The sequence below is a fragment of the Pseudoalteromonas sp. QJM3NY_22 genome (genome assembly GCF_056173065.1).
Genome location: NZ_JBWBTZ010000002.1, coordinates 337,506 through 352,075 on the forward strand (window position 1 = coordinate 337,506; position 14,570 = coordinate 352,075).

At 40.5% G+C, this 14,570-nt stretch carries 6 protein-coding genes and 5 pseudogenes; 5 read left to right on the forward strand and 6 right to left on the reverse strand.

The genetic code is table 11. The features are described 5' to 3' along the window. Window positions 1-35: 35 nt before the first annotated feature. Together AC0VZ4_RS21815 and AC0VZ4_RS21820 are read left to right on the forward strand one after the other, a co-directional pair. Window positions 36-604 (forward strand): annotated as a pseudogene (locus tag AC0VZ4_RS21815) (IS3 family transposase); the annotation flags it as partial. 466 nt (window positions 605-1,070) lie between these two features. Next, a complete protein-coding gene (locus tag AC0VZ4_RS21820) occupies window positions 1,071-2,189 on the forward strand; it encodes a HupE/UreJ family protein (RefSeq protein WP_475442119.1) in 1,119 nt (372 codons plus the stop codon). 212 nt (window positions 2,190-2,401) lie between these two features. Here AC0VZ4_RS21820 and AC0VZ4_RS21825 read toward each other — a convergent pair whose 3' ends face one another. The 4 genes and pseudogenes from AC0VZ4_RS21825 to AC0VZ4_RS21840 all read right to left on the reverse strand — a co-directional run bounded on the left by AC0VZ4_RS21825 (window position 2,402) and on the right by AC0VZ4_RS21840 (window position 8,858). Further along, complete coding sequence (locus AC0VZ4_RS21825) at window positions 2,402-3,028, reverse strand: TetR/AcrR family transcriptional regulator (RefSeq protein ID WP_475442120.1); 627 nt, start codon at window positions 3,026-3,028, stop codon at window positions 2,402-2,404. Window positions 3,029-3,126: 98 nt separating this feature from the next. Continuing rightward, a pseudogene (locus AC0VZ4_RS21830) lies at window positions 3,127-4,545 on the reverse strand (efflux transporter outer membrane subunit). Then, the gene (locus AC0VZ4_RS21835; RefSeq protein ID WP_475442121.1) at window positions 4,542-7,676 is read right to left on the reverse strand and encodes an efflux RND transporter permease subunit; all 3,135 of its coding nucleotides are present in this window, start codon (window positions 7,674-7,676) and stop codon (window positions 4,542-4,544) included. Before AC0VZ4_RS21835 ends, AC0VZ4_RS21830 begins: the two are co-directional and overlap by 4 nt. A 12-nt stretch (window positions 7,677-7,688) precedes the next feature. Then, window positions 7,689-8,858 (reverse strand): efflux RND transporter periplasmic adaptor subunit, encoded by a 1,170-nt coding sequence (locus AC0VZ4_RS21840; protein ID WP_475442122.1) that lies wholly within the window; start codon window positions 8,856-8,858, stop codon window positions 7,689-7,691. Between the two features lie 390 nt (window positions 8,859-9,248). Here AC0VZ4_RS21840 and AC0VZ4_RS21845 point away from each other — a divergent pair, with 390 nt between their 5' ends. Then, window positions 9,249-10,508 (forward strand): IS4 family transposase, encoded by a 1,260-nt coding sequence (locus tag AC0VZ4_RS21845; RefSeq protein ID WP_475441741.1) that lies wholly within the window; start codon window positions 9,249-9,251, stop codon window positions 10,506-10,508. A gap of 133 nt (window positions 10,509-10,641) precedes the next feature. Here the strand turns inward: AC0VZ4_RS21845 and AC0VZ4_RS21850 are convergent, their stop codons facing one another. Beyond that, the gene (locus AC0VZ4_RS21850) at window positions 10,642-12,162 is read right to left on the reverse strand and encodes an ISNCY family transposase (RefSeq protein ID WP_475441604.1); all 1,521 of its coding nucleotides are present in this window, start codon (window positions 12,160-12,162) and stop codon (window positions 10,642-10,644) included. A gap of 256 nt (window positions 12,163-12,418) precedes the next feature. On the opposite strand from AC0VZ4_RS21850, the pseudogene AC0VZ4_RS21855 reads away from it, so the two are divergent. Continuing rightward, window positions 12,419-12,622 (forward strand): annotated as a pseudogene (locus AC0VZ4_RS21855) (helix-turn-helix domain-containing protein); the annotation flags it as partial. A gap of 11 nt (window positions 12,623-12,633) precedes the next feature. Here the strand turns inward: AC0VZ4_RS21855 and AC0VZ4_RS21860 are convergent. Continuing rightward, window positions 12,634-13,602, reverse strand: a pseudogene (locus tag AC0VZ4_RS21860) (IS30 family transposase). Between the two features lie 89 nt (window positions 13,603-13,691). Here AC0VZ4_RS21860 and AC0VZ4_RS21865 point away from each other — a divergent pair. Then, window positions 13,692-14,546: pseudogene (locus AC0VZ4_RS21865) on the forward strand (IS481 family transposase); the annotation flags it as partial. Window positions 14,547-14,570 lie beyond the last annotated feature (24 nt).

Sequence of the window (14,570 nt, forward strand, 5' to 3'; positions counted from 1 at the left end):
TACATGTATTAAACGGCGACAGCATGAGACGCTAAGGCTTAGCGGCCAAAGCGACTCGTAAATTCAAGGTCACAACTGACAGCAATCATAAGTTGCCCCTAATTTACTTGAGCGTGATTTTACTGTCACGGCACCAAATTAGAAGTGGGTAACGGACATTACCTATTTATGGACCAGCGAAGGCTGGCTTTATTTAGCCGTTATTATCGACCTGTTTCAAGAGCGGTAATTGGTTGGTCAATGAGTCCTAACATGAAAGCAGATCTCGTGTGTGATGCGTTAGAAATGGCTATTTTCCGTAGAGGCCAACCTAAAGGTGTTATCGTTCACCGTGACCGAGGTAGTCAATATTGATCTGGAGACTTCCGTAGTCTGCTGCAAAATTATGAATTACAGCAGAGCATGAGCAGAAAAGGAAATTGTTGGGATAACGCCTGCGCAGAAAATTTCTTCCACTCATTGAAAGTCTAAGCTATTTATGGATAGGAAAACAATGCGCCAAGCAGTATTTTAATACATTGAAGTTGATTACAATAAAGTTAGAAGGCATAGTGCGAATGGCTATCTCAGCCCAGAAGCATTTGAACTAAAGAACATTGCTTAGTATTGTGTCCATTTAGTGCTAGGGATCAATACGAATGGGTAGCTAAATTTAGTACGTTTTGAAAATAATGCTAAAAACTACAATGGAACGAGTTAAACTACATCAGTTATACAAATTCGTTTAATTAAGTGGTCTATTTTTCGGTAAGTAAACTATGTCGATAGCAAGGCAAAAATTTCGATATTCATTTGTTCTATATAAGAAATTTTTAACGAAGTTAGCGTCAGGTTTAATCCTTAAAATTGATTAGGTATTATTACGAATTGGTATTAGCATAAACTCAAGGTAATAAACTTATTTACATATTAAACAATCATAATGATATTTTTATACAGAACTTTATTACTTTAACGAACAACCAAATCGCTAAAGCACTTGATTGAGCTCATATTAATTGGCAACAGGCTAAAATGAGTACCGATGAGCAATTACTTATTCAAGCAAAAGCGATGCAACGAGATACACGATGAAAACACCTTATCTATTTATACTCACTTTAATGCTGTGCATTTTTTCAACTTACACCTTTGCCCATCAACTAAGTACAAGTTATATAACCTTAAATAGCGAGAACAATAATGACACCAACACCAACAAAAACCAATACACGGGTACCTGGCAAATTAATATAGGCGACTTAGAGCACGCAGTGCCTCTGGATTTAGATAAAAACGGACAAATTTCGTGGGCAGAAATAAAAGTAAAACGCAGCTCAATTAATAACTTCATTGAAGAAAATTTAAATATCACGCAAAACGCGCAAACATGCCCTTTAAAAAGTGAAGGAATCTATCAGCTAGATAACCATTTAAACCAGCCTTATTTGGTGATTCCGCTACTGTTTAGCTGTTATGACAATGAAGCAATCTCTCTTTCCTATTCTGCTTTTTTTAAAACCGATGCCAACCATAAATCCATCGTAAATATAAACGGTGTATCTCGTTTATTTAATATCAACGAGACACAACAAACGTTCAGCTTTAAGCAATCAAGTTATTTAAGTACGTTTAATCAATACGTGTATCAGGGTGTTTTACATATTTGGATTGGAATTGATCATATTTTATTTTTAATCGCTTTGTTACTTACCTGTGTTTTAAAACGCAGCGATAAAGCATGGCAAGGTATTAGCTCTAAAAAACAAATTATTAAACACACAGCATGGATAGTAACCGCGTTTACTCTTGCGCACTCTATTACGCTTACCGCCACAGCTATGAACTTAGTCTCGCCAAATAGTCGTTGGGTAGAACTAGGAATTGCTATATCGGTTTTATTTGCAGCATTAAATAATGTGTGGCCGCTGGTATTGCGCTTAGGTTGGCTTACTTTTGCTTTTGGTTTACTACATGGGATGGGATTTGCGAGCGTACTTGGCGAGCTTGGCCTGTCGAGCGATTATCAACTACTCAGTATATTGGCGTTTAATTTAGGCGTAGAAATCGGTCAGCTCAGTATATTACTGATGGCCTTACCAATACTCATTTATGTACGACACTACACTTGGTATAAAAAGTGGTTAATGCCAATGGGTTCCGTTGCTATCGCAATCGTTGCAATTCAATGGTCAATCGAGCGCTTTTAATACCTATTCGCTTAATTAAGTGATCTATTTTGAGATAAGAAAATCGTGTCGATAACAAGGCAAAAATTTCGTTATTTAGTTGCCTATATCAGAGGCTTTTAACGCAGTTATCATCAGGTTTAATCCATCAAATTAATTAAGTATTATTGCAGATTGGTATAAGTAAGCTAAAAAATAAGCTAGCCAAAGTATTGGCTAGCTTATTTTGAGCGTTACTGGGCTTTGTCAAATGGCATCAGTAATGTTTTCATCGCGGGGCGAAGTGCGATTAGTACCGTTTCTTCAGTTAGCTCAGGGTAAAGTAATTTTCTGAGTAATAACCCCGCCATCATCGAAAAAATAACATTAATTCGGCTTTCAAGTTCAAGCTCATCAATGTCTTTGAGCGCACTTCGCTCGCTTGTTAAAAGCTGCCTCATGCGACCTCTTGCTTGAATATCTGCTTCACGCAAGAGAGTTGCGACTTTAACATTTCGACCCGCTTCTGCCATCATATCTAAATCAATGACACATGATCCTGTGTCCATGTGCCTTTGCACACCAATATTTAAACCATCTAAAAGAGCCGCTAAAACATCACCAGGGTGATCTTCAAACTTTTGAAAGATGGAGAACATTTCTTCCATGTCTTTTTCAATAATGCGTTCTATAATGGCTTCTTTACTTTCAAAGTAATTATAAATATGGCCTGCACTCATCCCTGCCGTTTTAGATATTTCAGCCATACCCGCACCATGGTAACCTTTTCGGCGAAAACACTCTGCAGCAGCTGTTAATATTTGTTCACGCCTAGCCAGTGCTATCGCGGGATCTGTTTGCCTTTTTGATTTAGGCTTCAAGTTCAACTCCACTACCAAGTTATAAGCTCAGTAAAGCGAGAAGCTATAAATAGTCTCGTCATATAAATATGTAATGCGGCTTTAAAAAGCCGCATATATTATTTCTCTTCCTGAGTTATTTCACTGGCTACGTTCCATCCGCCACCAAGCGCTTTGTACAAGTTAATTTGACTCGCAAGATACGCTTGCTGACCCGCAATTAACTGCTGTTGCGCGCCGTACCATGTACGTTGAGCATCAAGTACTTGCAAGTAGCTATCTGCACCTTTTTCGTAACGCATTTTTGATAAATCAAACGTGATTTGTCAACTACTTATAAGCATATCAAGGGCACTTAATTGCTCTTGGTAACCTTCTCTATCAGCAAGTGCATCGGCTACTTCGCGAAACGCATTTTGAATTTTTTGCTGATACGTTGCCACTGCAATTTCTTGATCAGCTTTTGCTACATCAAGATTTGCTTGGTTACGTCCCATATTAAAAATAGGTAAGCTAATTGTCGGCACAAAACTCCATGTACCCGAGCCTGAATCAAACAAGCCACTTAAGTCACTTGAAGCAGACCCAGCATTGGCTGTTAAGCTAATGCTTGGATAAAACGCCGCACGAGCAATACCAATATTGGCATTTGCAGCAAGCATTAAATGCTCAGCGGCTTTAATATCAGGGCGCTGCGATAACAAGTCAGACGGTAAACCAACCGGTACTTCTGGCATGCTAATCAAGTTAGTCAGGTCTTTATTAGGCAGTAAATCAGCTGAAACAGATTTACCAACTAATAAATCTAAGGCACTTTTATCACGCTTTAACAAACGTTTGTACGTTGCTATGTCTACTTTTGCTGTAGCAACTGTACTTCTAAGCTGCTCAAGGGTAATTGAAGAAGCTGCACCTAAATCAAAGCTTTTTTGCGTAAGCGATAATGACTCTTGCTGAGAAGTCAGCGTTTCTTTTGCAAGCTCTAGCAGTTGTAAATCCGTCGCGTAATTGAGCCATGCATTTGCCAACTCTGAAATTAACGACACTTGCGTGCTGTATTGGCTAAGCTCTGTAGAGTATAAATTTTGCAGGGCTTGCGCTGATTGGTTACGCACTTTGCCCCAAATATCTAACTCGTAGGAGGTAATACCCACTGTTGCACTGTACTGCGAGCTAATAGTAGCATCGCCAGTCCCCGCTAAATCAGCAGGTAAGCGCTGACGCGTACCTGATGCGTTTAAATCAAGAGACGGATACAAAGCAGAGTCTTCAATTTGATACAAACCACGCACACGCTGCACATTAAGCACTGCAATTTGCATGTCTTTATTATGCTCAAGGCTTTGACTAATTAACGTTTGTAGTTTTTCATCATTAAAAAACTGCTGCCACTTTAATTGCTGCGCAGCGCTTTGCTCAGTACCTGATGCATAAGCATCAGATACTGGTAGCACAAGGTCTTTTTGCTCTGGCGCTAATTGGCAACCACTTAGTACTAATAAAGTGATTGCACTTAGGCTTAATGTTTTAATGCTCATTCTGCGCTCTCCTTTGTTGTTTCGTTAGTTTTACCAGGAAATACACGGCGAACTAACACAAAGAATAACGGTACAAATACAACAACTAATATTGATGATGCGAGTGTGCCGCCAATAATCGAAATACCTAACGCATTTTGCGCACCAGAACCCGCACTTGAAGCAATAGCAAGCGGTAAAACACCACAAATAAAAGCCATCGAAGTCATGAGTATTGGGCGCAAACGTAGGCGAACAGCTGCAATAGCAGCATCAACTAAACCAAGTCCTTCTTCCATTTTATGAATCGCAAACTCAACAATGAGTATCGCATTCTTAGATGCCAAACCAATGGTGGTCAACAAACCTACCTGCAAGTAAATATCGTTAGATAAACCACCAGCCAGTGCCGCCATAATCGCACCAAATATACCCAGTGGTACAATCATCATTACCGCAAATGGCACCGACCAACTTTCATAAAGCGCAGCTAAACATAAAAATACAAACAACAGCGACAAGCCATATAATAAGGGTGCTTGACCACTACTTGAGCGCTCTTGGAATGAAATACCGGTCCACTCAGACGAAATACCATTAGGTAGCTGTTTAACTAAACGCTCCATTTCATCCATTGCTTGTCCCGTGCTGTAACCAGGCGCTGCACTACCTTGAATTTCCATTGCTGAAAAACCATTGTAACGCTCTAAGCGTGGTGAACCGTATGTCCAAAACGAGCTAGCAAAAGCTGAAAACGGCACCATGTCGCCATGATCATTGCGCACATACCACTTGTTTAGATCCTCAGGCACCATACGCGACTGCGCATCACCTTGTAGGTATACTTTCTTCACACGACCACGGTCTATAAAGTCATTTACATAACTACTACCCCAAGTAGTGGCAAGCGTGCTATTTATATCGCCTTGTGAAACACCAAGTGCTTCAGCTTTAGCTAAGTCTACATCAAGCTGGAGTTCTGGCATGTCTTCTTGTCCATTTGGACGAACACCCGCTAAAATTGGGCTTTGGCTTGCCATACCTAACAATTGGTTTCTTGCCGCTAATAAATCATCATGTCCAAGGCCAACACGGTCTTGTAAAAAGAGAGTAAAGCCATTGGCCGTACCCAACTCAACAATTGCCGGCGGTGGAAATGCAAAAACAAAGGCTTCTTTTATTGTTGAAAAGTAGCCCATTGCTTTACCTGCAACCGCTTTAACAGATAAGTCATCGCGCTGACGCTCATCCCAATGCTTAAAGTTAACAAACGCAATCGCTGAGTTTTGGCCAGAACCTGCAAAACTAAAACCAGTCACGGTAAAAATACCGTTAACTGCTTCAGATTGATCATTTAAGAAATGATTCTCTACTTTTTTAACAACCTCAAGTGTTTCTTGTGTTGTAGAGCCTGCCGGTAATGACACTTGGTTAAACAAAATACCTTGGTCTTCATCAGGCAAAAATGCCGTTGGTAAGCTTGAGAATACATAAACCATGCCGCCCACAATCACGCCATAAATAAGCAAATAGCGCTTAGAGTGCTTAAGCATACGGCCCACAAAGCTTTGTGCACCTGAGTTTGTTTTATCAAAACCACGGTTGAAGCCTGTAAAAAATCGGCCAAATAACGTGTTATTATTATGTACATGACTTGGTTTTAAAAGCGTTGCACACAATGCAGGTGTTAAAATAAGGGCCACTAAAACCGATAACCCCATCGCTGATACAAGTGTTATAGAAAATTGACGATAAATAACCCCAGTAGAGCCGCTAAAGAATGCCATTGGTATAAATACCGCAGAAAGCACCATGGCAATACCGACCAACGCCCCTTTAATTTCATCCATAGATTTACGCGTAGCTTCAATTGCCGAGAGCTTCTCTTCGGTCATTAAGCGCTCAACGTTTTCGACTACAACTATCGCATCATCCACAAGTAAGCCTATGGCAAGTACCATTGCGAACATGGTTAACGTATTGATTGAATAACCAAATGCGTACAAAATACCAAACGTACCGAGCAATACCACAGGCACGGCAATAGTCGGAATAAGCGTTGCACGGAAGTTTTGTAAAAACAAATACATGACGACAAACACTAAAATAATCGCTTCAATAAGCGTATGAACCACTTTTTCAATTGATAAAGATACAAACGGTGTGGTGTCATAAGGTACAACTACGTCTAACCCTTCAGGAAAATAAGGTTTTAACTCATCAATTGCGGCTTTAACGCCTGCCGCTGCATCAAGTGCATTCGCGCCACTGGCCAATTTAATACCTAAACCCGAAGCAGGTTGTCCATCGTAGCGTGCTACAACACCGTAGTTTTCGCCACCCAACTCTACATGTGCAACATCCTCAAGGCGTACAAAAGAGCCATCAGGATTTGTTTTTACTAAAATATTTTCAAACTGCTCGACCGTTTGTAAACGACTTTGCGCTGTCACCGTTGCATTAAGTTGCTGTCCAGCAACTGCTGGCATTCCTCCTAATTGGCCTGCAGATACTTGTGCATTTTGCGCGCTAATTGAGGCGCTAATATCCGCTGGCGTTAGTTTATAATTTTGCAGTTTTGAAGGGTCTAACCAAATTCGCATAGCGTATTGTGAGCCAAATAATTGCACTTCACCTATACCTTCAACACGTGAAACAATATCTTGCACGTTTGATGATACATAATCACCAATATCGATGTTGGTCATACTGCCATCTTTAGACACAAAACCCAATACTATTAAGAAGTTACGAGCAGACTTTGCAACAACAACACCTTGCCTTTGTACTTCTTCAGGTAAAAGTGGTGTTGCAGTCGCTAATTTATTTTGCACTTGAACTTGTGCAATATCAGGGTCTGTTTCGGCACTAAATGAAAGAGTAAGCGTTGCTGAACCGCTCGATTCAGACGTTGATGACATATAAAGTAAGCCATCCAGCCCTTTCATTTTTTGTTCTATAACCTGCGTAACCGTATCTTCAAGCGTACGTGCAGATGCACCAGGGTACGTTGCCGTGATACTAATTGCTGGCGGTGCAATTGACGGATACTGTGCAATTGGCAAGCTTTGTATAGCCAAAATACCTGCTAGCATCACTACTATTGCCAGTACCCATGCAAAAATGGGCCTGTCGATAAAAAATCGTGACATTACAACTCTCCGTTATTGTGCTTTATCAGCTTTTGTAGATGACTGAATTTCAGAAGGACTCACTGGCGCACCTGGGCGTATTTTTTGTAAGCCTTCTACAATTAATTTATCGCCATCACTTAGGCCATCAGTAACAAGCCAATCTGAACCAACGGTTCTATCCACTTTTAACACGCGACTTTCTACTTTATTATCTTTACTAACAACCATTGCTGTTGGCTCGCCTTTGTTGTTACGGCTTACACCGCGTTGCGGTACTAAAATCGCATCCGCTTTAACGCCCTCAACAATAGATGCACGTGCATACATGCCTGGTAATAATAGCTTTTCAGGGTTAGGGAATTTAGCGCGCAAAGTTACAGAGCCGGTACTTGGGTCAACAGTCACCTCTGAGAACTGCAACGTTCCTTTGTGAGAATACGCCGAGCCATCTTCCATTATTAATTCAACATCTGTTTGGCTGTTTGCATCAATACCTAAACGGCCAGATGCAATCGCTTTTTTAAGTTGCGTCAACTCATTGCTCGATTGTGTTAAATCAATATAAATTGGGTCTAATTGAGTCACTGTAGCAAGTGCTGTACTTTGATTAGCACTTACTAATGCACCCACTGTTACGCTTGATTTACTAATTTGGCCACTAATAGGAGAAGATACATGGCTGTAATCAAGGTTAATTTGCGCTGATTTTAACTGAGCCTTAGCCGTTAATAATTCAGCATTTGCTTGTTTGTACGCAGCATCCGCTTCGTCAAAGTCTTGTTGACTCACTGCTTTGATTTTTAAGAGTTCGCTGTAACGTGATGCTTTTGATTTAGAGCTGGCAATGCTTGCCTCTGCGCGTGCAACGCTCGCTTCACTTGCTGCAAGGTCTGCTTCAAATGTAGCTGGGTCTATTTGATACAGTGCTTGGCCTTGCTTAACCTCTTTACCTTCGACAAATAAACGAGATTGCACAATACCACTTACTTGTGGGCGAATTTCAGCAATTTGAAATGCACTGATACGCCCAGGAAGTTCTTTTTTGAGAGTAAGCGCTTGGCTTTTTAATGTGAGTACACCCACTGGCACAGCTTGAGGAGCTGAAGCTTGTGACTGCTCAGTTGCTTGGTCACAACCAGTTAAAGCAACAGAACCTACGAGGGCGGACAATACAAATAAAGCGATGCGGGAACGCTGCATGTTAAATACCTTTTAGTTTAGAGTGAACGATCATTCTAAATTAAAACGCACTGAGAATGAATCTTAATTAGAAGAAATTTACACAAACTTACACTCCCCAGTACAATATACGTCTTAGGTTGCATTTAATGTTAATTAGATGAAAATAGAATCAAGACTGTATGAAAATAAAACAACTGAACATATTGAAATAATATCTCATTTTAGAAACGAAGTGTTTAACAGACACAAAAAAGCCAAGCAAATACAGCTTGGCTATTTATATAAAAACTAAAGCGCACCTTATTTTAAAGGATATTCATAGGTTGGATCTTAAGAAAGCTTGAAGTTGAACTCTGTTAATGATCAAATAGTTACGCCAATAAAAACATGACTAAAAACAGAGTTCACATGCAGATTAACCAAGTTTCAAACCAATTAAAAGCCCTTATCTCAGAAAAACACCTCATTGAGCTTGCAAAAACCTCTGGATTTCAAGTTCGACACCGTTGCCTGTCGATCGTTTCTCTGCTCAAAGCCGTATTTAAAAGCTTATCTTGCCTGCAAGACGCTAACTTGTCAGATATCCATCAAAACTTGCGAACGCAGGCTGATTGCACGATAAGTTATAAACCCTTTCATAATCAAATTCGAAAACCAGCCTTGACTGAGCTTGTCCGTGAGCTCGTTATTCAAGCGATGTCTAAATTGACTGTAAACACGCTGGATAAAACCTTTTTTACCCAGCGAGGAATACAGCGAGTGTTATTGCAAGATGGTTCTTCATTTGCTCTACATGATGAATTAGCGCAGGTTTTTGCTGGTCGTTTTACTGCTGTAAGTCCTGCCGCAATTGAGTTGCACGTTACCTATGACCTATTTAATGAACAACCCTGCGAAATAGATATTCGTCCTGATGTTGAAACTGAGCGCGCCTTTTTACCAGGTAGCCACACACTTGAAGATACGTTATTACTTGCTGATGCTGGGTATTTTGACTTAGATTACTTTGAGCAAGTAGCTCAAGATGGCGGATATTTTTTGATCAGAGCAAATAAAAACATTAACCCAATCGTTACATCAGCCTATTGCGCGGGTATAGAACTTAAAGAAAAGAACATTAAACTCAAAACGTTACTCGATAAATTCGCAAGCCAACCACTTGAATTAACAGTACGTTGGAAGAAAAATGGGCCCGAGTACAGGCTTATCTATTTACCGAATGAAAAGCGCCCCGTTTTCCTTGTTACTAATTTAAAAGAGGCACAGTTTAGCTTTGACGAGCTACTCGATATATATGCAACTCGTTGGCAAATTGAGTTGTTTTTCAAAGAACTAAAGTCATGGAATAACCTTAAAGGGTTCATCACACGAGATCCTCATATTGCCGAATCATTGGTTTGGCTGAGTATACTGCAAACACTTATCAAGCGTTTTATCTGCCATAGTGCAGCGACGATATTTAAGTGTGCGATCTCGACATTTAGAGCGAGTAAGTGCAGTTATCTTTGGTTGGATGATATTCTGGATTGCATAGAACAAACACGGTGCAGCCATAAGATACATCGTGTATTTGAGCTACTAGCGGTAAATTGTAAGCGGCAAAGCATTGAGAAAAACAATGATATTTGCCGTTTTAAGATAGGAAGTCACACGGTCTGTGTTCCTTAAGAACTAAGCTATGAAAGGATATTAGCACTGTGCTAAGTTGTATTAGTGTGATTACCAAGGGATTATGTCGGTCTAATTACCGAGCGACTTTGTCGTAAATAGCATATCAGCCAGTTGCTAAACTGGCTATCTTTTATGCCGATTCAGCTAAAGCATTAGATTTTTCGACTCGCAATGCGGTGGTATTCATATTGTTTCTTAGCCACATGCTACGCACACCGCCCGCGCTAATATCAACACCTAAGGCTTCACTGAGCTTCATCGCGACTTTCTGCTGACCAAGGTGAGGGTGTTCAATAGAGAATTGCACAACGGCGTCTTCTATTGCCTTATCCACACAGTTTTTGTGCCGTAGATTAGGTGTTTCTTGGCGTTTTAATGCTTCAGGGCCACCTTGCTTAACTAGTCTTAAGTGCCGGTGAATAGTATCTCGTGATACGCCACTTTGGCGTGATGCAGCGCTGACGCTTCCGAGTTTTTCGATTAACGCTAATACTTCAAGTTTCTTCTGTACTGCCAAGTCTTCTGATGCGAGTTTGCTTGGTTCATTAACTTCAGAGATCTTGAGTTTGCGGCCAGCGAAGTGAGCGGTAAACCCTTTTTTACTCGTGTTCCTTATCTCGATTTTCTGATTGGCAATGGAGTGCTTGAGCGGTGAATCTATTAAATAGAACTTGTTGCCATAACTGAAGGTATGGTCGTTACGTATTTTACGGTGATCTTTAATGACGCAGATATCATCAAGGTTGATGTGTTTCGACAGAGCCGTAAATTCAGGTGCTTGCTTTGATTTAACTTGAATTTTGGTTTGCCAGAACTGCGGAATAAAGACGTGTTTAAGGTAGGCATTAGCGGCAGCAATATCATTGATATTGTTCAACCTAAGCTCGGGAACAAGACGGTCTTGGAAGGTATCGAATGCTCGCTCAATACGGCCTTTGCCTTGCGGTGAGTTGGCAAAAATGATTTCAATGCCTAGCTCCTCGCAAGCCCTCTGCATCTGTGAGAAGTTGCAGCGTTTAGGGCCACCGAATATACCGGCTCTATCCACATAAAGCGTTTTAAAAACGCCTTTGGCTTCAATACAATCTCGCATCACTTTCAAACAACCAACCGTCGTTTCTGAGAGAAAGAACTCTGCGTATACTTCACTGGTAGCATCATCAATCATGGCAATTAAACAGTGCTTTTTATCCCCAAACCAGCGATGCGGACTGCCATCCATTTGCATCATTAAGCCCGCTGCTTCCATACGCTCTCTACGTTTACGAACATTGCTGCGCCTGCGCTTAGCTCGTTTAACATGGTGAATATCATGCGCCCAACCTCGCAGTGTTTCGCGCTTCACAACAATGTTTTCGTTTTCGGCCAACTGCTCAGCCAAGTGCAACAAGTTCAAATCGAAATACTTATCTTTAATCAAAGCCTGTACTGCTTTCTTAATTGATACTGGCGTTTTGTTTGGCGGGGTTTTACCGCTATTACCATGAATAGCGAATTGAATACCGACTTGCTGATATTGCTTTACGTAGCGTTCAATGGTGCGTCGAGACTTACCGAGTAATTTTGCAGCATTGGCAATTGTTATTCTACCTTCGACTACCTTAGCAATGATATCAACAGTGAGTTGAGCTTTAGAGTCCATCACAATCATCCTCAACATGCCTTCTAGTATTCAAAAAAATAAACACTAACAGGCACATAAAAAAATGACCGACAAATTCCCTTGGTAATTAGCAATTACGACAGAATCGCTTGGTAATTAAGATACGACAAAATCGCTTGGTGTTAACAATGTTAACTGTATTAGTTCAGACAAGATCTGACAATTCAACTTGAAAAAGTGAGAGTTACCCGTTTTGATAAAGGTGTCGAATCTTTAAATCAAAACAAACAAAAAGGTAACTCTCATGTTGCATACTAACAATCCAATCATAAAACACAAAGCTGGTTTACTTAACCTTGCCGAAGAACTAGGCAATGTATCAAGAGCCTGTAAAGTCATGGGCGTATCACGAGATACATTTTATCGTTATCAAGAACTCGTTAATGAAGGTGGTATCGATGCATTAATCGAAAAGAACCGCCGTACACCAAACTTGAATTCAAGTATTAAGTGCAATCATTATGCAGCCACCAGAACTTCTGATTGCCCCGTAAATAACTCATGAGGGGTTTTATACCCTCTTGTTTTTCTTGGCCGATGGTTGAGCTTATCAACTGCCGCCTGTATTTCTGCTTCACTTAGCGACATAAAGTCAGTTCCCTTGGGGAAGAAGCGTCTAAGTAAGCCGTTGGTATTCTCATTTATGCCCCGCTCCCATGATGAATATGGGTGAGCGAAATACACATCCGCTTCTAATTTTTGTGCAATATGCTCATGGTGAGCAAACTCTTTTCCATTATCTAAAGTCACGGTAATAACCTTACCTTTATAGGGTGTCATACACTTGATCAGCGCATCGGCTGTTATTTTCGCATGCTTGCTTTCAATTCTGTGAACGACTGTATATAACGTTTTACGTTCAACCATTGTAACAAGGGCATTTTTACGCCCTTTGCCTATCACTGTATCGCCCTCCCAATCACCAATCCTAGACTTTGAATCCACAATACTTGGGCGTTCATCAATACTGACTCGATTAACTATCTGTCCACGTTTATCGTAGCTTCCATAGCGTTTTTTATACTTTTTACATGCACGAGTGAGTGTCTTATGTAGTTCACCACCACGAGCCTTGTCTCTGTAAATATATTGATAAATCGTTTCATGATGCAAAACGACCTTTTTCTCTAAAGCTAAGCGGCCTGCCACCTGCTCTGGCGAAAGTCCGTCAACCAACAATTTATTAATCCAGTCAGTAACATCATCTGTTAACTTACTTGCTTTGAAAGATGACTTGCGTCTTTGCTCTGCAAAATTATTGGCTTGGTTAGGTCGATAGCCTTTAAGCCCTTTATTGCGTCATCTATCTCTAGAGATAGATGACGGTGAACGAGTGAGTTCATCAGCTATCTGTTTTTGGTTATTTCCTGCTTTTATTAACGCGTAAATCTGGTATCTTTCTGCTTGTGTCAGCTGTTTATATTTCATTAAAGCAATCTCCTTTGGCGAGAGAATGGCCGAATTATAACAGCTGGCCATCTAATCTGAGAAATTGCACTTATTATCCGAATTTAGGAAATATAAAGAATCGCGTTGACGAAGAAACAGAGCAAGCCGTCATTAACTATGCAGTTGACTATCCTGCTCACGGTCAACATAGAACCAGCAATGAGCTTCGTAAGTTAGGCGTGTTTGTCTCAGGTAGTGGTGTTCGTTCAATCTGGTTGCGTCACGATTTAGAAAACTTCAAAAAACGATTGAAAGCATTGGAAAACAAAGTCGCTAATGAAGGCATTATTTTATCTGACGCTCAAGTTGCTGCGCTAGAAAAGAAAAAACATGACGATGAAGCCTGTGGTGAAATTGAAACAGCGCATCCCGGTTATCTTGGCTCACAAGACACATTTTATGTTGGTAACCTTAAAGGTGTTGGTCGTATCTATCAACAAACCTTTGTGGATACCTACAGTAAAGTCGCCTTTGCGAAGCTCTACACAACGAAAACGCCAATTACAGCGGCTGACATGCTCAATGATAAAGTATTGCCTTATTTCGAAGGTCACAAATTGCCTATGCTTCGAATATTAACTGACCGAGGAACTGAGTATTGTGGGCGAGTTGAGCATCATGATTATCAGCTATATTTGGCAATTAACGACATCGACCATACAAAAACGAAAGCAATGTCCCCGCAAACAAATGGTATCTGTGAGCGTTTCCATAAGACGATTTTGAACGAGTTCTATCAAATCACATTCCGCAAAAAGTTGTACGATTCAATGGAAAAACTACAAAAAGATCTGGACGAATGGATGGATTACTACAACAATGATCGGACTCATCAAGGAAAAGTATGTTGCGGTCGAACACCACTTGAAACATTATTGGATGGAAAAACGGTTTGGGCAGAAAAGAATTTAGCTCAAATCTAAACTAACAGTCACCATTAGAAAAAT